This is a genomic window from Rhizobium sp. BK418 (assembly GCF_004341105.1).
In the GTDB taxonomy this organism is placed as follows: domain Bacteria; phylum Pseudomonadota; class Alphaproteobacteria; order Rhizobiales; family Rhizobiaceae; genus Rhizobium.
Genome location: NZ_SLZK01000005.1, coordinates 416,727 through 435,937 on the forward strand (window position 1 = coordinate 416,727; position 19,211 = coordinate 435,937).

Annotated in this window: 20 protein-coding genes; 10 read left to right on the top strand and 10 right to left on the bottom strand. The window is 56.3% G+C overall.

Annotation, left to right across the window (positions count from 1 at the left end):
- Positions 1-12: 12 nt before the first annotated feature.
- From EV281_RS21825 to hemE, 7 genes are all read right to left on the bottom strand, one after another.
- Positions 13-807: a ParA family protein gene (locus tag EV281_RS21825; RefSeq protein ID WP_132656144.1), complete on the bottom strand. Its 795-nt coding sequence runs from the start codon at positions 805-807 to the stop codon at positions 13-15.
- Positions 808-826: 19 nt separating this feature from the next.
- Positions 827-1,444 carry a 16S rRNA (guanine(527)-N(7))-methyltransferase RsmG gene (gene rsmG / locus EV281_RS21830; RefSeq protein WP_132656146.1) on the bottom strand — a complete coding sequence of 206 codons (618 nt, stop codon included), beginning with the start codon at positions 1,442-1,444 and terminating at the stop codon, positions 827-829.
- Positions 1,445-1,471: 27 nt separating this feature from the next.
- Positions 1,472-3,346: a tRNA uridine-5-carboxymethylaminomethyl(34) synthesis enzyme MnmG gene (gene mnmG, locus EV281_RS21835; protein ID WP_132656148.1), complete on the bottom strand. Its 1,875-nt coding sequence runs from the start codon at positions 3,344-3,346 to the stop codon at positions 1,472-1,474.
- A 65-nt stretch (positions 3,347-3,411) separates the two neighbouring features.
- On the bottom strand, positions 3,412-4,734 hold the full coding sequence (gene mnmE / locus EV281_RS21840; protein ID WP_132656150.1) for a tRNA uridine-5-carboxymethylaminomethyl(34) synthesis GTPase MnmE: 1,323 nt from the start codon (positions 4,732-4,734) through the stop codon (positions 3,412-3,414).
- Between the two features lie 99 nt (positions 4,735-4,833).
- The gene (gene rho / locus EV281_RS21845; protein ID WP_029868909.1) at positions 4,834-6,099 is read right to left on the bottom strand and encodes a transcription termination factor Rho; all 1,266 of its coding nucleotides are present in this window, start codon (positions 6,097-6,099) and stop codon (positions 4,834-4,836) included.
- Positions 6,100-6,294: 195 nt separating this feature from the next.
- A complete protein-coding gene (hemJ, locus tag EV281_RS21850; RefSeq protein ID WP_132656152.1) occupies positions 6,295-6,831 on the bottom strand; it encodes a protoporphyrinogen oxidase HemJ in 537 nt (178 codons plus the stop codon).
- Complete coding sequence (hemE, locus tag EV281_RS21855) at positions 6,831-7,868, bottom strand: uroporphyrinogen decarboxylase (RefSeq protein ID WP_132656154.1); 1,038 nt, start codon at positions 7,866-7,868, stop codon at positions 6,831-6,833. Before hemE ends, hemJ begins: the two co-directional genes overlap by 1 nt.
- 402 nt (positions 7,869-8,270) lie before the next feature.
- Between hemE and EV281_RS21860 the strand changes: the two genes are divergently transcribed.
- From EV281_RS21860 to dnaQ, 5 genes are read left to right on the top strand one after another with little or no spacing between them, the layout of a single operon-like run.
- Entirely contained in the window at positions 8,271-9,092 is an 822-nt protein-coding gene (locus tag EV281_RS21860) for a pyruvate, water dikinase regulatory protein (protein ID WP_132656156.1), read from the top strand.
- Between the two features lie 34 nt (positions 9,093-9,126).
- Positions 9,127-9,726 (top strand): Maf-like protein, encoded by a 600-nt coding sequence (locus EV281_RS21865; RefSeq protein WP_132656158.1) that lies wholly within the window; start codon positions 9,127-9,129, stop codon positions 9,724-9,726.
- Positions 9,719-10,576, top strand: coding sequence for a shikimate dehydrogenase (locus EV281_RS21870; protein WP_132656160.1), 858 nt, complete (start codon positions 9,719-9,721; stop codon positions 10,574-10,576). Before EV281_RS21865 ends, EV281_RS21870 begins: the two co-directional genes overlap by 8 nt.
- Positions 10,576-11,187 (top strand): dephospho-CoA kinase, encoded by a 612-nt coding sequence (coaE, locus tag EV281_RS21875; RefSeq protein ID WP_132656162.1) that lies wholly within the window; start codon positions 10,576-10,578, stop codon positions 11,185-11,187. The genes EV281_RS21870 and coaE overlap by 1 nt, the downstream gene beginning before the upstream one ends.
- Entirely contained in the window at positions 11,180-11,896 is a 717-nt protein-coding gene (gene dnaQ / locus EV281_RS21880; RefSeq protein ID WP_132656164.1) for a DNA polymerase III subunit epsilon, read from the top strand. Before coaE ends, dnaQ begins: the two co-directional genes overlap by 8 nt.
- Positions 11,897-11,953: 57 nt before the next feature.
- On the opposite strand, the gene secB is transcribed toward dnaQ, so the two are convergent.
- Both secB and EV281_RS21890 read right to left on the bottom strand, forming a co-directional pair.
- Positions 11,954-12,436 (bottom strand): protein-export chaperone SecB, encoded by a 483-nt coding sequence (gene secB / locus EV281_RS21885; RefSeq protein WP_132656166.1) that lies wholly within the window; start codon positions 12,434-12,436, stop codon positions 11,954-11,956.
- Positions 12,437-12,531: 95 nt separating this feature from the next.
- Positions 12,532-13,050, bottom strand: a complete 519-nt coding sequence (locus EV281_RS21890; protein ID WP_132656168.1) for an FxsA family protein — start codon at positions 13,048-13,050, stop codon at positions 12,532-12,534.
- Between the two features lie 128 nt (positions 13,051-13,178).
- On the opposite strand from EV281_RS21890, the gene EV281_RS21895 reads away from it, so the two are divergent.
- From EV281_RS21895 to gyrB, 5 genes are all read left to right on the top strand, one after another.
- Complete coding sequence (locus tag EV281_RS21895) at positions 13,179-13,883, top strand: Tim44/TimA family putative adaptor protein (RefSeq protein ID WP_132656170.1); 705 nt, start codon at positions 13,179-13,181, stop codon at positions 13,881-13,883.
- Entirely contained in the window at positions 13,876-14,991 is a 1,116-nt protein-coding gene (locus EV281_RS21900; protein ID WP_132656172.1) for a murein transglycosylase A, read from the top strand. Before EV281_RS21895 ends, EV281_RS21900 begins: the two co-directional genes overlap by 8 nt.
- Positions 14,991-15,560 carry a Smr/MutS family protein gene (locus EV281_RS21905; protein ID WP_132656174.1) on the top strand — a complete coding sequence of 190 codons (570 nt, stop codon included), beginning with the start codon at positions 14,991-14,993 and terminating at the stop codon, positions 15,558-15,560. Before EV281_RS21900 ends, EV281_RS21905 begins: the two co-directional genes overlap by 1 nt.
- On the top strand, positions 15,557-15,934 hold the full coding sequence (locus tag EV281_RS21910; protein WP_132656176.1) for a helix-turn-helix transcriptional regulator: 378 nt from the start codon (positions 15,557-15,559) through the stop codon (positions 15,932-15,934). The genes EV281_RS21905 and EV281_RS21910 overlap by 4 nt, the downstream gene beginning before the upstream one ends.
- Positions 15,935-16,067: 133 nt before the next feature.
- Positions 16,068-18,503, top strand: a complete 2,436-nt coding sequence (gyrB, locus tag EV281_RS21915) for a DNA topoisomerase (ATP-hydrolyzing) subunit B (RefSeq protein WP_132656178.1) — start codon at positions 16,068-16,070, stop codon at positions 18,501-18,503.
- Between the two features lie 60 nt (positions 18,504-18,563).
- Here the strand turns inward: gyrB and EV281_RS21920 are convergent, their stop codons facing one another.
- Positions 18,564-19,160 carry a nitroreductase family protein gene (locus EV281_RS21920; RefSeq protein ID WP_132656180.1) on the bottom strand — a complete coding sequence of 199 codons (597 nt, stop codon included), beginning with the start codon at positions 19,158-19,160 and terminating at the stop codon, positions 18,564-18,566.
- Positions 19,161-19,211 lie beyond the last annotated feature (51 nt).

Consider the following 19,211-nt stretch of genomic DNA (forward strand, 5'->3'; position numbering starts at 1 on the left):
GTCATGCACTCTTCAAGCTGCCAATCTCTGCCGCTCCCGCTGGATGACTTCTGACGCGAGCTGCAAATAAGCTTGACTGCCGGCACACTTGAGATCGTAAAGAATCGCCGGTTTGCCGTAGGAGGGCGCCTCTGAAACACGAACATTACGCGGGATAAGTGTGTGATACACTTTCTCCCCAAGGTGAGTGCGCACATCATTGACGACCTGCTGCGCCAGATTGTTACGAGCATCGAACATCGTCAGCACGATGCCCTGGATATCGAGCTGCGGGTTGACCGTACGGCGCACCTGATTGACAGTCTCCAAAAGCTGACTCAATCCCTCGAGCGCGAAGAACTCGCATTGCAATGGCACCAATACGGAATGGGCAGCCGCCATAGCATTCATTGTCAAGAGATTGAAAGAGGGCGGGCAGTCCAGGAGAATGTAAGAAAATGATAGGGCCTCGGCGGAAGACAGGGCCTTTCTGAGCTTGAAGACGCGATCGCTCTGCTGAGAGATCTCCATTTCCACCCCGAGAAGATCCATCGTCGACGGAACAATGAACAGATTGGGAACGGCCGTCTCCAAAGCGGTCTCAGCAACACCAGCGTCTGCAACCATCAGGTCATAAGAGGAAAGCTTGCGATCGCGACGATCGATACCCAAACCAGTGCTTGCATTTCCCTGGGGGTCAAGATCGATGATCAGCACCCGCTCGCCGATGGCAGCAAGAGCGGTAGCCAAATTAATTGCGGTGGTTGTCTTGCCAACGCCGCCCTTCTGATTTGCGATGGTGATAATCCGATTACGTTCGCCAGCCATTGCCGCAATATCCGCTTTGTTAAACCAAGCGCCGAAGGTTTGATATTTCGAGAATTACAGAATCTCGCTCAACGACGCTATTGTGTTCTACCAGATCGAACGCCCAGCGACTATGAGCTTTCTGAATTTCCCTCTGGTAATCCCGACCTTTATGAAAATAGGCACGATTATTTCCATTGCCGACCATCCAAGGCGATGCATATTCGACCAGCTTGTTGAGATCAGCGAGGGCCCGAGCGGAGACAGCGTCGCAGGAAGGGACAATAGCAAACGCATCTTCGATACGAATGGCATGCACCTCACCCCGCGCCTCGGTTTCCCTTAAGGCTGTTCGTAGGAATGCCGCCTTTTTATTATTGCTTTCAACCAGATGGACCCAGCCAGCCTGCTGTTCCGCCAGAAAAATCGCGGTAATCACACCGGGGAACCCGCCACCACTTCCAAGATCGACCCATGTCTGTGGCTGAGGGGAGATCTGGAATATCTGTGCGCTATCCGCGATATGCCGGTTCCACATGTCGTCCAACGTGGAGGGAGCGACAAGGTTGATAGTCTTGGCCCATTTTGTGAAGAGCGCCGCGAAATGCTGCAAACGCTCTTGTGTTTCACGTGAAACACGTAGTCCGTTCAATTCCATCCGAGAGACTCTCAAACCCTGCAGCAATTATGCGACTTGCTTACCGGTACGGTCGTGGCGGCGTAGATGTACCAGCAAGAGAGAAATCGCCGCCGGTGTCATGCCCTCCACTTTAAGGGCCTGGGCGATATTTGCAGGCCTCTGTACGCTGAGCTTAATTTTCAGTTCGTTCGAAAGCCCCGACAAGACGCTGTAATCGAAATCGACCGGGATTAGGCGCGCCTCGTCGCGTCGCTGCACCTCGATAGCAGCAGCCTGACGATCCATATATACGGAGTAACTTGCTTCGATCTCTAAGGCTTCCATTACCTTTTTCGAAATAGAGCCCAAGCCTTCCCATACTTTGCCCAAATCCTGGAAGCCATATACAGGGTAGGAGAGAAGTTCATAGGCCGTCCGCCGTTGGCCATCCAGATTGAGATTGAGGCCGGCCCGACGTGCTTCACTAGGTGTTACTGACAAAGATTGCAGCAGCGCTCTCGCATCCTGAAGCGCGCCCTGGTATGCGAGGAATCGCTTGCGCCGGTCCGCGGAAATGCATCCAAGTTCAATTGCCGCTGGCGTAAGTCGTGCGTCAGCGTTATCCGCCCGGAGGGTCAATCGGTACTCGGCCCGCGACGTGAACATTCGATACGGCTCCGTAACACCTTGCGAAGTCAAATCATCAATCATAACGCCAATGTAGGAGTTTGTGCGGCTGAATACGAAGGGAGCGGAGTTGCTACTTGATAGAGCTGCGTTGAGACCAGCCGCCAGCCCCTGCGCGCCGGCCTCTTCATAGCCGGTGGTGCCGTTGATCTGACCAGCAAGAAAAAGCCCTGGAAGCTTTTTGACTTCTAGTGTCGCCGATAGCTCCCGCGGATCCACATGATCGTATTCAATCGCGTAACCGGGATGCAAGATCTCTACCTGTTCGAGTCCCGGGATTGTCCTGATAAACGCAGCCTGCACGTCGGCTGGAAGTGATGTCGAAATGCCGTTGGGATAAATCGTATCATCATCTAATCCCTCTGGCTCCAGGAAGATTTGATGCCCGTCACGCTCACCGAACTTGACAAGCTTGTCCTCGATTGACGGACAATAGCGGGGGCCTACACCCTCGATCTGACCGGAATACATCGCCGATTTATGAAGATTCTCCACGATGATCCGATGAGTTGCCTCGGTCGTGCGCGTAACCCCGCATTCGACTTGTTGATTCACAATGCGGTCCGTCATGAAAGAAAAGGGAATCAGCTCATCGTCAGCCGCTTGACGCCCCACCGACTCCCAGTCGACCGTTTTTCCATTCAGACGCGCCGGCGTCCCGGTCTTCAGCCGCCCCAGTTTCAGACCCAACCGAGCAAGTGTCGCCGAAAGCCCGAGGGAAGGCGCCTCACCCGTTCGACCAGCAGGAGTCTTTTCAGTTCCGATATGAATAAGACCGCGTAAGAACGTGCCTGTCGTGATAACGACGGACGAGCTCGCGAAAAGTCTTCCATCCTTCATTATTACGCCTGCGACTCGATTGTCTCTAATATCGAGGTCAAACGCATCGCCCTCCACTATTTCAAGGGTGTCGATCGCCTCAATGGCGCCAAGCATTGCGAGGCGATAGAGTTTGCGATCAGCTTGGGTCCGCGGTCCGCGAACTGCCGCACCTTTCTTCTTATTCAACATACGAAACTGGATGCCGGCTGCATCGGCAACACGGCCCATGAGACCATCCATTGCGTCGATCTCACGTACCAAATGTCCTTTACCGAGCCCGCCAATGGCTGGATTGCAAGACATGACACCGATCGTGTCGCGACGATGCGTGATCAACGCAGTTTTTGCACCCATTCTTGCGGCCGCTGCCGCTGCTTCCGATCCCGCATGACCGCCGCCGATCACAATAACATCATAACTATTGGCGCTCATGCGCTACTCCAAAAGGTTTCACGTGAAACCATTCACAGTGAACAGGGTTTACTGTTCCACGTGAATCATTTCCCGATACAAAACTCCGAAAAGATGACACCAAGAAGGTCTTCGACATCAACATGTCCGGTAATGTGCCCCAAATGATCACCAGCAAGCCTCAAATATTCGGCCCTGATCTCTAGGCTCATCTCGTTATGATCAATTGCTTGCGATAGGGCGGCCAAGCATTTCGAGAGCGAATCCCTGTGCCGCTCTCGTGTCGGAACGGACAAGGATAATCCCCCAAACTTCCGTTCGATGAACGATGAAACATAATCCCTCAGTTCCGGAAGACCCTGGCCCGTCTTTGTGGAAATCTCAAGGCCATACGATCCTGTCGATGGATATAGATCGTGCTTGGTGCCAACAATAACATGCGATGAAGCGCGTTCCAAGTCGGCAGGATCGACCGGTTGCGGGGCTCCTTTGTCGATCAGAAAGAGAACAAGGTCCGCATCGTTCAGCGCCATCTGCGCTCTTCTGATACCCTCTCTCTCTACGACATCAACCGTGTCGCGCAGGCCGGCTGTATCGTAGAGCTTGACCAGATAGCCATTCAGATTGATGTCTACATGGAGCACATCACGCGTGGTTCCAGCGATCTCAGTAACGATCGCCACGTCCCTTTGCGCAAACCAGTTCATCAAGCTTGATTTGCCCGCATTCGGCGCCCCGGCAATCACTACCCTGAAACCATCGCGAACGACTTCGCCCACGTCGGCATGCGACAAATGATCTTCCACCTCGCTCCGGAGCTGAGCCAGCGATGTCCAGACCTGATCAGAAACAGATCCGGGAACGTCGTCTTCGTCCGGAAAATCAAGTTCGGCCTCTATCAGGGCGCGAGAACGTGTAATTCGTTCCGCCCACGAATCATATAGTCGCGAAAGGCCACCTCTGCTCTGTTCAAGCGCCAAACGACGCTGCATTTCAGTTTCGGCTGCGATAAGGTCCGCTAATCCCTCAACTTCCACGAGATCGAGCTTACCGTTTTCAAAAGCACGCCGACTGAATTCACCTTCCATCGCCAGCCGGGTCTGCGGGAACGACGCCAACTCCCTCAAGAGGGCCGATATCACAGCTTTAGAACCGTGGACCTGGAACTCCGCCGAGTCTTCGCCAGTGAACGAGGCCGGACCCGCAAAAAAGAGGACCAATCCGGCGTCGATGACTAAATCGTTCCGCGAACGAATCGTTCGGTAGGCGGCCGATCGTGGTGAGGGGACATCACCGATTAACCGTTCCAGTATCTGACGGGTCTGCGGACCGCTGACACGAACAACAGACACGCCTGACGGCGGAGCGCCACTAGAAAGCGCAAATATGGTATCGTTCCACATTTCCATCTTCTGCCTACTAGTTCGTTTTCGAATCAATCCGAAACAGAAAAGGCTGGCGGTCGCATAACGACTCACCAGCCTCAATCTGAGGGATCCGGCTAATAATCAAGTATTCATCGAGTCGAAGAAATCCCCATTATTCTTCGTCTGCTTCAGCTTGTCGATGAGGAACTCAATCGCGTCGGTCGTTCCCATCGGAGCGAGGATGCGACGCAGGACAAAAATCTTCTGAAGATCCTGCCGTGGAACAAGAAGATCTTCCTTACGCGTACCGGACTTGAGAATATCCATGGCCGGGAAGATACGCTTGTCGGCCACCTTACGATCGAGGACGATTTCCGAGTTACCGGTACCCTTGAATTCTTCGAAGATGACTTCGTCCATACGGCTTCCGGTGTCGATCAGCGCTGTCGCAATAATGGTCAGCGAACCACCTTCTTCGATATTGCGTGCTGCACCGAAGAAACGCTTCGGGCGCTGCAGGGCATTCGCGTCAACACCACCAGTCAGAACCTTACCCGAAGAGGGAACCACTGTATTATAAGCACGACCAAGGCGGGTAATGGAGTCCAGCAGAATGACGACATCTCGGCCGTGTTCCACAAGGCGTTTGGCCTTTTCGATCACCATCTCGGCGACCTGGACATGGCGCACCGCTGGCTCGTCGAATGTGGAAGAAATGACTTCGCCGCGGACCGAGCGCTGCATATCCGTGACTTCTTCCGGGCGCTCATCGATCAGCAGAACGATCAGATAGCATTCGGGATGGTTCGCGGTGATCGAATGAGCAATGTTCTGCAGAAGAACCGTCTTACCTGTACGCGGCGGAGCGACGATCAGGCCACGTTGTCCTTTGCCGAGAGGTGCCACGAGATCAATGACGCGCGGCGAGAGATCCTTGGAGGTTGGAACATCGAGTTCCATCTTGAAACGCTCGTTCGGATAAAGCGGCGTCAGGTTGTCGAAGTGGACCTTGTGACGGATCTTTTCCGGATCGTCGAAATTGATCGTGTTGACCTTCAGAAGCGCAAAATAGCGTTCGCCTTCTTTCGGACCGCGGATCGGACCCTCAACCGTATCGCCCGTCTTCAGCGAGAAACGGCGGATCTGCGAAGGGGAGATGTAGATATCGTCCGGGCCGGGCAAATAGTTCGCATTTGCGGAACGGAGAAACCCGAAACCATCCTGAAGGACCTCAACGACGCCTTCGCCGATGATTTCGATGTCCTGACTGGCAAGAACTTTGAGGATTGCAAACATGAGCTCCTGCTTGCGCATAGTGCTCGCATTCTCGACCTCGAGCGATTCGGCAAAAGCCAGAAGATCAGTCGGGGATTTACTCTTAAGTTCCTGAAGCTTCATTTCAGCCATGAAGTGACCAATACTCTTTATTTTAGAAGGGGAAAGGCGATGTTGGGTCGTATTCGGTACTGCGAAGGGCTCGCAGGCGACTGAACTCTACACACATGCCACGAAGATGAGATGGGCGGAAAATAGCGAGTCGGGACCCGCCCCGCAAGGGGGTTGCTTAAAATCCCTGAAATTTAAGCTGTACCATCTCTCGCCTCAAAAAGGCTTTACCACAACAAGGATCACGATGAGGATCATGAGCAAAGTCGGCGCCTCGTTCATGAAGCGCCAATAGCGAGCCGAACGACGGTTTTCATCCCGTTCAAACGCCCGCACAGCCCTGCTGAAAAAGACATGAACGATGGTCAGAAGGACAACCAGCGCAATCTTTGCGTGCAACCAGCCGCCCTGAAAACCATAGACGGACCAGGCAAGATAAAGACCAAAAATCCAGGTCAGCATCATGGCCGGGTTCATGATAATCCTGAGCAACCGGCGCTCCATCACCTTAAAGGTTTCGGATTGAACAGAGCCGGGTTCTGCATCTGTGTGATAGATGAAAAGCCGCGGCATGTAGAAAAGCCCAGCCATCCACGAGATCACGGCAATGATATGGAGCGCCTTGATCCAGAGATAGAGATTGTCCGGGTTCCAAACGAAAAGCCCGACGGCCAGAAGTGCAAAGAAAATTAGCGCAAAATGCGCCCGCCGGCGGGCGTAGGCGCCCGACCTTTCATCGGCCTGCCTCTCCATCACGAAACTCCCGTGCCGCGCACGCGCTCGACAAGCAGTCGTACATTCTCCGGGTCTGCCTGTGGCGTGATACCATGACCGAGATTGAAGATCAGCGGTCCATTTCCAAGCACCTGGAGAATATCGTCGATACCTTCCTCGAGTGAACGACCACCGGCAACGACACGCATCGGATCGAGATTGCCTTGAACTGGTCCATCCTTCTGCAGTTCGGCTGCAAAGGTGAGTGGGACGGACCAGTCGAGCCCGATTGCATCCGCGCCCGTCTTCTGCCGGTAGGTCTTGAGCAGGCAGCCTGCACCCTTGGCGAAGGCGATGATCCGCGCCTGTGGCCGACGCGCCCTGATGGAAGCAATCATGCGGGCAACGGGGCGGACAGCAAAAGCTTCAAATTCCTTCTCACCGAGAACACCGGCCCAAGAATCGAAGATCTGCACTGCATCAGCACCCGCATCAATCTGCGCCACGAGGTAGTCAGCTGAAACATCGGCAAGAAGCATCAGCAAATGTTCGAAAGCACGCGGATGCTTATAGGCAAAGAGACGGGCAGGCGCCTGGTCCGGCGTGCCATGACCGGCAATCATATAGGTAGCCACTGTCCACGGCGCTCCGCAGAAACCGAGAAGCGTCGTCTCCGCTGGAAGCTCGTTTCTCAGCCGCCTCACGGTCTCCAGGACCGGCTGCAGGTAATTGACGACATTCTCTCCATCGAGACCCGCAATACCCGCCTCATCAATCGGATCCATTTCCGGACCGTGTCCTTCGGTAAAGCGCACGTTGCGCTTCATCGCATCGGGGATCACCAGAATATCGGAAAACAGGATGGCAGCATCAAAGCCGTAGCGTCGTATTGGTTGGAGCGTAACCTCAACGGCATGTTCCGGCGAATAACAGAGGTCGAGGAAACTTCCCGCCTTGGCGCGCGTTTCTCTGTACTCCGGCAGATAGCGGCCTGCCTGTCTCATCAGCCAGAGAGGAGGTGGGCTCAGTGTTTCACCGTCGAGAACCCGCATGATTTTCCGGCGCATTTTGTTCAAGCGCTTCTTCCCTATAAAAATCCAAAGATATTTTAAAAGATTTCTATTTCTTAGAGTCGGTGTCTATCAAGGATTAATATCGATCCACCGACAGCGCTATTTGTCACGGCGAACGCGAGTAGCAGGTACAAAAATTGCTGGATGATCTCAAAAGCCGAGGAAAGCCGAAATCTGATAAAGATTTTAGAAGCTTCGTCTGGTGCAATTTGAAATCCTCTTTGTGGATAAGTTGTGAATTCCGGCAAAGCTTTTGGACATGGTCCACATCCTCCACAAGCAGCTAGAAGATGACATCGCCAAATCCGGAATGTGGAAAAGGGGGCATGTTTTCCCTTGCCTCCATCCTGGCTCGCCCATTAGCTCTTCGCTATCCAGTCTTTTCAACAGGCAGCGGAAAATAGCGTGGAGAACAGAACCAACTTCTTTCATCTGCATTTGATTTCTGACTCCACCGGAGAGACTCTGATCTCGGCCGGCCGAGCCGCATCGGCGCAATTCAAGTCCGCCCAGCCAATCGAGCACGTCTATCCGTTGATCCGGAATCGCAAGCAGCTGATGCCGGTTCTCCAGGCAATCGACAATGAACCGGGCATCGTGCTCTACACGATTGTTGACCGCGATCTTGCTAGCCTCATCGACGAGCGTTGTGCGGAAATGGGGGTTGCATCCGTCAACGTCCTGGAGCCGGTCATCGGCGCATTCCAGATCTATCTCGGCGCCCCGTCAAGACGCCGCGTCGGCGCGCAACATGTCATGAATGCCGGATATTTCGCCCGTATCGAAGCCCTAAACTTCACAATGGATCATGACGACGGTCAGATGCACGAGGATTATAACGAGGCCGATGTCGTCATTGTCGGCATCAGCCGCACATCAAAAACGCCGACCAGCATCTATCTCGCAAACCGCGGCATCAAAACTGCCAATATACCGATCGTCTACGGTGTGCCTCTCCCAGAGGGTCTGCTGACCGCAACCAAGCCTCTGATCGTCTGTCTCATCGCCACCACCGACCGGATCTCTCAAGTTCGGGAAAACCGTCTGCTCGGAACAACACCTGGTTTCGACCGTGAGCACTATACCGACCGCGCGGCAATCTCGGAGGAACTGAAATATGCGCGCTCGCTCTGTGCCCGGCATAATTGGCCGATGATCGATGTAACGAGGCGTTCGATCGAAGAAACGGCGGCAGCCATCGTTGCCCTGCGACCGAAGCTGCGTTAAGCGCTGAACAACCGAATTGCTGTCGAGGACTTGGATGAAACCGAAGCTCGTTCTTGCATCGTCGAGTCCGTTCCGGCGTATGCTGATGGAAAATGCCGGCCTCACATTCGAAGCGCATGCCGCCCAGATAGATGAGCGGGCAATCGAGGCGCCTTTGGAAAAATCGGGTGCAACGCCGGATGAAGTGGCGCTCGTACTGGCGGAAGCAAAGGCGAGATATGTCAGCCAGCAGTTCACCGGTGCGCTGACCATCGGTTCGGATCAGACGATGTCCCTCGTCTCGCAGGTCTTTCACAAACCACAAGACATGGCTGATGCTGCCAATCATCTGCGTACCCTCGCGGGTAAGACACATCGCTTGAACAGCGCGGTGACAATCATCAGAGATGGTGAGGTCTTATGGCGGCATATTTCTCACGCTGAGCTGACCATGCGGCCGCTAACAAACGATTTCATTGCGCGCCATCTGGAGCGCGTCGGCACGAAGGCACTGGCGAGCGTCGGCGCCTATCAACTCGAAGGGGAAGGGATCCAGCTGTTCGAGAAGATCGACGGCGACTATTTCACGATCCTCGGCCTGCCGATGTTACCACTCCTTGCAAAACTCCGGGAACTGGATGCGATCGATGGATGATTCACGTGAAACACTGGGACCGAAAGCGTTTGTCACGGGCTTTCCCGTCAGGCATTCGCGCTCGCCATTGATCCACGGTTACTGGCTGAAGACACTCGGTCTGCCGGGCAGCTACCGCGCCCATGAGGTCGCTCCGGAAAACTTTGAGAATTTTATCGCCTCCCTGAAGGACGGCAGCGCCGGCTTCATTGGTGGCAACGTTACGATCCCTCACAAGGAATTGGCCTTCAAACTGGCCGATCAGCCGGATGAACTCTCAGAAGAACTCGGCGCCTCGAATACACTGTGGCTGGAGGACGGAAAACTTCTCGCCACCAACACGGATGGCCGCGGCTTCACCGCCAATCTCGATGAACGGCATCCAGGCTGGGACCGGCACGACAGGGCCGTGATCTTCGGCGCCGGCGGCGCAAGCCGCGCCGTCATCCAGGCGGTCCGCGACCGCGGCTTCAAGGAAATCCACGTCGTCAATCGCACGGTCGAACGGGCGCGGGAACTGGCCGACCGGTTCGGTCCGAAGGTTCAAGCCCATCCGATGGCAGCCCTCGGTGAAGTGATGAAAGGGGCAGGGCTGTTCATCAACACCACCTCTCTCGGCATGGACGGCGAGGCAGCACCTGCGATCGATTTCTCGCCACTGGCTCCGGATGCCGTCGTCACCGACATCGTCTACGTGCCGCTGAAAACCCCGATCCTCGCCCAGGCGGAGGAACAAGGTTTTGCCATTGTCGATGGACTCGGCATGCTGCTGCATCAGGCCGTGCCGGGATTTGAAAAGTGGTTCGGCAAACGGCCCGTCGTCGACGAGACCCTGCGGGCTTTGATCATTGCGGATATGGAAAAACATTAATGCTGAAGATCGGCCTCACCGGCTCCATCGGAATGGGCAAGTCGACGGCAGCGAAGCTTTTTGCCGAAGCTGGTGTCCCGGTTAACGACTCAGACGCGGTTGTCCATGATCTCTATGCTGGCGAGGCAGCCCCATTGGTTGATGCCGCGTTTCCCGGCACGATGAAAAACGGTGCCGTCGACCGCCAGGAGCTTGGCCGACAGCTGGCACAGAATCCTGACGGTTTCAAAAGACTGGAGCAGATCGTTCATCCCCTGGTGCGCAAACGGGAAATCGAATTCCTGCAGCGTGAGAAGGAAGCGGGGGCTGAGATGGTTGTCCTCGATATCCCCCTACTTTTCGAAACCGGCGCCGAGCAGAGGGTCGATGCTGTTGTCGTCGTCAGTGCCGATCCACAGATTCAGCGCAAGAGGGTGCTTGCGCGCCCGAACATGACGGAAGAAAAATTCAATATGATTCTCTCCCGCCAGATATCAGATGCGGAAAAACGCCGTCGCGCTGACTACATCGTGGACAGCAGCCATAGCATTGAGACGGCAAGGAAACAGGTGGCAAATATCATAGCCGAATTGAAGAAGCGGATTGCGGAGGAAGAAGGCCCACATGCGTGAGATTATTTTCGATACGGAAACAACCGGCCTCGATAACCGCATGGACCGCATCATCGAAATCGGCGGCATCGAACTCCTCAATCATTTCCCGACCGGCAGGACGATCCATCTCTTCGTAAACCCCGGCGATCAGAAGGTTCATCCGGATGCGCTGGCCGTCCATGGCATCACCGACGAGTTCTTGAAGGACAAGCCTCCTTTTGCCGACGTCGTCGAGCAGATCCTGGACTTTTTCGGTGACGGCAAATGGATCGCCCATAACGCGACCTTCGACATGGGCTTCGTCAATGCTGAGCTTGCCCGCCTCGGCCTGCCCCCGATCCTGCCTGATCGTGTGGTCGATACGCTGTCGCTTGCCCGGCGCAAGCATCCCATGGGTCCGAATTCTCTCGACGCCCTTTGCCGGCGTTATGGCATCGACAATTCGCACCGGACAAAGCACGGAGCCCTGCTCGACTCCGAACTTTTGGCTGAAGTCTATATCGAGATGATCGGCGGCCGACAGGCTGCACTCGGCCTCGGCGTGGTCGGATCGGCTAGCCAGAACAAGGGTGACGACCTGGTGGAAGAAGTCATGGTGACGGCCATCATGGAACGGCCGAAGCCTCTGGCGCCACGATTGACCGAAGCGGAGGTGCAGGCGCATGACGCCTTGATCGCCAAGCTTGGGTCGAAAGGGATCTGGTCGAAATACGACCAGTTCTCCTGAAATGAAAATGCCCGGGTTTCGCCCGGGCATTCGAGTTTGAGAGCCTGTAAGCCCGACTTAATTCGGAACGGCCTGAACTTTGGAACGGGCCTGCTCTTCGGCAACACGCTGCGCGAACATCTGCGCAAAATCGATCGGATCGATCATCAGCGGCGGGAAGCCGCCATTGCGCGTCACGTCTGCGATAATCTGGCGGGCAAACGGGAAAAGCATGCGCGGGCACTCGATAAAGAGAACCGGCAGCATATGCTCCTGTGGGAAACCCGCAACGCGGAACACGCCGCCATAGACCAGCTCGGTGTGGAATACCGTCTTGTCACCATCCTTGGCTTCAGCAATCAGCGAGAGCACGACGTCGAAATCCGTTTCGGACAGCGGATTGGCATTGACGTTCACATTGATGTTGATCGCCGGCGCCTTGTCACGGGCCTGAAGAGAGCGCGGTGCGCCCGGATTTTCGAAGGAGAGATCCTTGACGTATTGGGCAAGGATCGAGAGTGTCGGGCTTGTTGCACCGTTGCTGTTATTGTCGTCTGCCATGGCTGTTCCTCGAGGGCATTGGTAGTGCCGCCATCTAACATTTCGCGGATAGGCTTACAACCCTGGGCCTCCGGGGCAGGAAACGTGCGGCGGCCTCAGTCGCCGAGCTTTTTGCCGGACCAGGGTGACTTTTCGTTCGGTTCGCGATGATAGTCCTCTTCATCGAGATCGACTACCTTTGAATCGCCAGACTTGCCCGGTCGGCTCCGAAATTCCGGACGCGAGGATGCGGAGAAGCCGTTACCGCTCGTGTCGACCACGACGAAGCGCTTCGCGATCGATCGCCAGAGCAGATTGCGAACCTGGGGGATGAGGAGCAGAATCGCTAATATGTCGGAGAGAAAACCCGGGATGATGAAGAGCAGCGCGGCGATCACATTCATCGCCGGATTGAGTAGTTCCCGCCCGGGCATGGCGCCGGTACGGCCCTCCGCAGACATGCGACGCAGGATGCCTATACCCTGCCTGCGCAGGAGGAAGGAGCCGACGACAAAGCCCAGCACGACGAGGGCAAGCGTTGCGGCAAGCCCGACCGCACGGCCGACAATGACGAAACCGGCAATCTCTGCAAGCGGCAGCAGCAGAACAAAGGCCGGCAGCACGGAAAAACGCATCTCTCTATCCCGAGCGGCTCGGGCTCCTCTTGGCACTGGTGAAGATAACGGCCATGATTTGAATCATCCGTATAGCCGGACTATATGGGGGTAGAAATCAGGGATGTTAACAGCGACAGCGGCGGGATATGAGTTCAAACGACTTCATTACATTGTTTTTTCTGGTAGCGGCGGTGCTGATTTTCTTTCAGCTTCGTTCTGTTCTCGGACGCCGCACAGGAAATGAGAAGCCGCCGCGTGATCTCTATACGCCACGGGATGCCGTGCAGAACGACAGCGCCGATGCCGGCAAGGTCGTAACCCTGCCCCGGCGCGATGTGAATGGGGAAGAGGAAGACCACTTCTCCGCCATCGACGCTTTCGCACCGGCCGGCACGCCGCTGAATGAATCTCTGCGCGCGCTCAACAGAGCTGATCCCTCCTTCGACCCGAAGGAATTCCTGAACGGCGCCCGCATGGCCTACGAGATGATCGTCATGGCTTTCGCCGATGGCGACCGTAAAAGCCTGAAGAACCTTCTCTCCCGTGAAGTCTATGACGGCTTCGATGCAGCAATCAACGATCGCGAGAGCAAGGGTGAGAAGATAAAATCCACCTTCGTCGGCATCGATAAGGCCGAGATCACCCATGCCGAAACCAAGGGCAGCGAGGCGCAGATCACCGTGCGCATCATCAGCCAGCTGATCTCCGCTACCTACGACAAGAACGACGTGCTGATCGAAGGCGACGCCGAGAATGTCGCCGAGGTCAACGATCTCTGGACCTTCGCTCGCGATACCCGCTCGCGCGATCCCAACTGGAAACTCGTCGCGACCGAATCGGAACATGAGTGACGTAGCGGACTTCGCCCTCAAGGCAGTCAGTTTCGACGCATTGGAAGGCTGGGGGAGTGACGATCCCTCCGTTCTTTTTGAAGTCATGGCCTCCTGTCGCCGGCATATTTCCGAGACGAAACCTTATCGTACCGGGTCGCTGGGCCTGACGTCAGCCGACCTCCTTCCATTGCTGGAAGCGGCGGAAAAGTTTCGTCCGTCGTCGGCCGAGGCGGCGCGGCTCTTCTTCGAGAGTCATTGCCAAGCCTTCCGGATCGTCCGAAGAGATGGCGGGAGCGGGTTTGTCACCGCATTCTACGAACCGGAAATCGACGTTGCCGACAGACCGGATGAGGACTTTCGCTTTCCGATCTACCGTCGTCCCGACGATCTGATCGATCTTGACGATCAAAACCGTCCAGCAGACCTGGAACGTTCCTATGCTTTCGGACGCCTTGGTGATGGTCTGATCGACGCCTACCCCGATCGCCGTGCCATCGACCAAGGCTGTCTCGAAGGTCGCGGTCTCGAAATTGCTTGGGCGAGATCGAAAGTCGATCTCTTTTTCGTGCATGTGCAGGGCGCGGCTCGTCTGCGTTACGCCGATGGCAGAATCGGCCGCATCACCTATGCTGCGAAAGCGGGTCATCCCTTTTCGGCGATCGGCAAGTTGCTGATCGATCGCGGTGAGATCGACCGTGCGGCTGTTTCCATGCAGTCCATCCGCGCTTGGCTTGCTGCCCATCCCGACAAGGTCGACGAAGTCCTTTGGCATAACCGATCCTATATTTTCTTCCGCGAAGCTGCGGTGGAGGATCCGAGTGCCGGGCCGATCGCTGCGGCAAAAGTACCGCTGCTTGCCGGACGTTCGCTTGCCGTTGACCGCCTGATCCACACTTTTGGCTTTCCGTTCTTCATCCGCTCCGAAAGGCTGACTCATCTTGATGGTGGCAAGCCGTTTCAGCGATTGATGCTCGCGCTTGACACCGGTTCGGCAATTGTCGGGCCGGCGCGCGGCGATATTTTCACCGGGTCGGGCCATGCTGCCGGTGAATTGGCGGGGACTGTGCGCAACGATGCGGACTTCGCAATTCTCATTCCGAATGCGGCCGCGACGAGGTTCGGCTGATGGCGAAGGACCGCAAGCTCAGTTCGGACGAGAGAATCCTATGGGGCAGGGTGGCTCGCAGTACGCGGCCGATGCCCGGCAAGACAGATGAACTGACTGCGCTCGATACATTTCTGGTCGAGGCCGAGGCGGCGGCTGAGCGGGAGAAGGTCGAAAAGCAGAAGGCGATATCACCTCTTTCGCAGCAGTCCGTAGTGCCGACTCCGGCAAAACAGCCGTCGGGCATCCACCATCCGCTGGAGCGACCGGTCAAGCGCAAGATTGCCAAAGGGAAGTTGGCGCTCGAAGCGCGCGTTGATCTCCACGGAATGGTCCAGAGCGAGGCACACTCCTTCCTGCTTGATTTCCTGGTTCGCGCCCATGAGCGCGGCATGCGGCATGTTCTGGTCATCACCGGCAAAGGCAGCTCCATGGGCAGCGAAGGCGTCTTGAAACGCGCCGTGCCGCTCTGGTTCTCCAAGCCGGAATTCCGCTTTCTGATATCGTCCTATGAGCCTGCGGCCCAGCATCATGGCGGCGAGGGAGCGCTCTATATCCGCCTCTCGCGCCGCGCCGGGGAAAAGTCGTGACCCCGTTTGCTGAAGCAGTCCGCAAGCTACGCGCCCGGAAGGGCGTGACGCAAAAGCAGATGGCTGCGGCCCTGAATGTGTCGCCCGCCTATCTCTCTGCGCTCGAGCATGGGAAACGCGGCGTGCCGAGCTTCGATCTCCTGCAGCGTATCGCTGGCTACTTCAACATCATCTGGGACGAGGCGGAAGAACTCTTCCTCATTGCCGGCTCGTCCGACCCACGTGTGGTCGTCGATACCTCGGGCCTGCCGTCTGAACACACAGAATTTGCCAATCGTCTGGCCAAGCGCATCCGCAGCCTTGACAGCGCAGATATCGCCCAGTTATCCGCGCTTCTTGAAAATGGCGGCAAAGGGGACGGAAAAGCGTCATAATCCCCTGTTTTATGCCTTGTTTTGGGGCCTTGCCATTGGGAACTCGCTGCAAAAAACCTATATTCGACATTGAAAAAGCCGGTGATTCGCAAGGCGCGCCGTTGCTGACTACAACAGGGAAAATCTCGACAGAATGACCGATGCACCCGCGACGGAAAACGGCGTAAACACCGAATATGGCGCAGACTCCATCAAGGTCCTGAAGGGCCTTGATGCCGTGCGCAAGCGCCCCGGCATGTATATCGGCGATACCGACGACGGCTCGGGCCTTCACCACATGGTCTACGAAGTCGTCGACAACGCGATCGATGAAGCGCTGGCCGGCCACGCCGATCTCGTTACCGTTTCGCTCAATCCGGACGGCTCTGTAACCGTTACGGATAACGGCCGCGGCATTCCGACAGCTATCCATAGCGGTGAAGGCGTGTCGGCGGCCGAAGTCATCATGACCCAGCTGCATGCTGGCGGCAAGTTCGACCAGAACTCCTACAAGGTTTCAGGTGGTCTGCATGGCGTCGGCGTTTCGGTTGTCAACGCACTTTCGGTCTGGCTGAAGCTGAAGATCCGTCGTCACGGCAAGATCCATGAGATGAGCTTCACCCATGGAGTTGCGGATGCACCGTTGAGGGTAACCGGTGAAGCCGGCGACGAGACAGGCACGGAAGTCAGCTTTATGCCGAGCTCTGGAACTTTCACCATGACGGAGTTCGACTATGGCACGCTTGAGCACCGTCTGCGTGAACTGGCCTTCCTCAACTCCGGCGTCCGTATCCTGCTGACAGACAAGCGTCATTCCGACATCAAACAGGAAGAGATGATGTATGACGGTGGCCTCGAGGCCTTCGTCTCCTATCTCGATCGCGCCAAGAAGCCGCTTGTTGAAAAGCCGGTCGCGATCCGCGGCGAGAAGGACGGTATCACCGTCGAAGTGGCTATGTGGTGGAACGATAGCTACCATGAGAACGTGCTCTGCTTCACCAACAACATTCCCCAGCGCGATGGTGGCACGCACATGGCCGGTTTCCGCGCTGCGTTGACACGCCAGATCACCTCCTATGCCGATACCTCTGGCATCACCAAGAAGGAAAAGGTGACGCTCACTGGTGACGATTGCCGCGAAGGCCTGACCGCTGTTCTGTCGGTAAAGGTACCGGACCCGAAATTCTCGTCGCAGACCAAGGACAAGCTCGTTTCCTCCGAAGTGCGTCCGGTCGTCGAAAGCCTCGTCAATGAAGCGCTGAGCACTTGGCTCGAAGAACATCCCGCTGAAGCCAAGGTTCTTGTCGGCAAGGTGGTGGAAGCTGCTGCCGCCCGCGAAGCCGCCCGCAAGGCGCGCGAACTGACGCGTCGCAAAGGCGCACTTGATATCGCTTCGCTGCCCGGCAAGCTCGCCGACTGCTCCGAGCGCGATCCGGCCAAATCCGAAGTCTTCCTCGTTGAGGGTGATTCGGCAGGCGGCTCGGCCAAGCAGGGGCGCTCGCGCGAAAATCAGGCAATCCTGCCGCTGCGCGGCAAGATTCTGAATGTCGAGCGCGCCCGTTTCGACAAGATGCTGTCGAGCCAAGAAATCGGCACACTGATCACGGCACTCGGCACCGGCATCGGCAAGGATGAGTTCAACGCCGAAAAGCTGCGCTATCACAAGATCATCATCATGACGGACGCCGACGTCGACGGCGCCCATATTCGCACGCTGCTGCTTACCTTCTTCTTCCGCCAGATGCCCGAGCTGATCGAGCGCGGCCATCTCTATATCGCACAGCCGCCACTTTATAAGGTTTCACGCGGCAAGTCGGTGCAGTACGTCAAGAATGAAAAAGCGCTGGAAGATTATCTGATCGGCCAAGGTCTGGAAGATGCGGCGCTGAAGCTTTCGAGCGGCGAAGTCCGCGTCGGACAGGATCTGAATGAGGTCATTCACGATGCCCTGCGTCTGCGCGCCTTGCTCGATAACCTGCATTCGCGCTACAATCGTGCCGTCGTCGAACAAGCGGCTATCGCCGGTGCCCTCAATGCCGAACTCGTCAGCAATGCGGATCGTGCCCAGGAACTGGCGAATGAAGTCGCCAAGCGACTCGATATTATCGCCGAGGAAACAGAACGCGGCTGGGAAGGCAACCTCACCAGCGAGGGCGGTATACGCTTGGAACGCATGGTTCGCGGCGTCAAGGAAGTCATCGTGCTCGACATGGCGCTGATCGGTTCCCAAGATGCCCGCCTTATCGACCAGCTCACACCGCGTCTGAAGGAAATCTACCAGACGCCACCGGCATTGAGCCGACGCGACGGCGAGGTTGAAATTTCCGGCCCGCGCGCGCTTCTCGATGCTATTTTCGCCAGCGGCCGCAAGGGCCTGACCATGCAGCGCTACAAGGGTCTCGGTGAAATGAATGCCGAACAGCTCTGGGAAACGACGCTCGATCCGAACGTCCGCTCGCTGTTGCAGGTCAAGGTCAGCGATGCGACTGATGCCGACGGCCTTTTTGCCCGCCTGATGGGCGATGAAGTCGAGCCGCGCCGCGAATTCATCCAGGACAACGCACTGAGCGTCGCAAACCTTGATATCTGACCGAAAACCGGTCACGAAAAGCCTCGCAGTCATCGGGCTAGCGGGGCTTTTTATTCGTGATCAATCCTTGCCGACGAAGCGACCGTTGAAGGCGACTTCAGAGAGTGGCTTGCGCTGGCTCGGAAATTCACGCTCCCGATTCCGTTCGGAGAGAGTGCTCTTGTCGGCAATGCGTCCGACGGCAATACCAGCTTCGACGCGATAACCATCTGGCACTTCGAGCTTTTCTTTGATTTCATCATGTTTGATGCCGCCCATGCCATGGGCATAGAAGCCAGAAATGCGAGCCTGGATGGCAAGATGGCCCCAAGCGGCGCCGGCATCAAAAGAGTGCGTATAGCTTGGGCGTCCCTCGCTGCGAGCGCCGGTGAAGCTGCGCGAGACCACGAAGATCAATGCCGAAGCGTTCTTCGCCCATTCCTGGTTGGATTCGACGAGCAGGCTCACGAATTCTTCCCAATGCTTCGAGCCTTTCAATGCGTAGAGGAACCGCCACGGCTGCATGTTTGCCGATGATGGCGCCCAGTGCGCAGCGTCGAGCAGCGTCAGAAGCTGGGCTTCTTCGATGATCTCGCCGGTAAAGGCGCGAGGCGACCAGCGGTCGAGAAACATCGGATCGATTGCATATTCGGATTCGCGGCTATTGGCTTTCGTCATGCTGGCTTCCGGGAGTTGGCGATGGATGGGATTCCATTGCAGAGATTACTT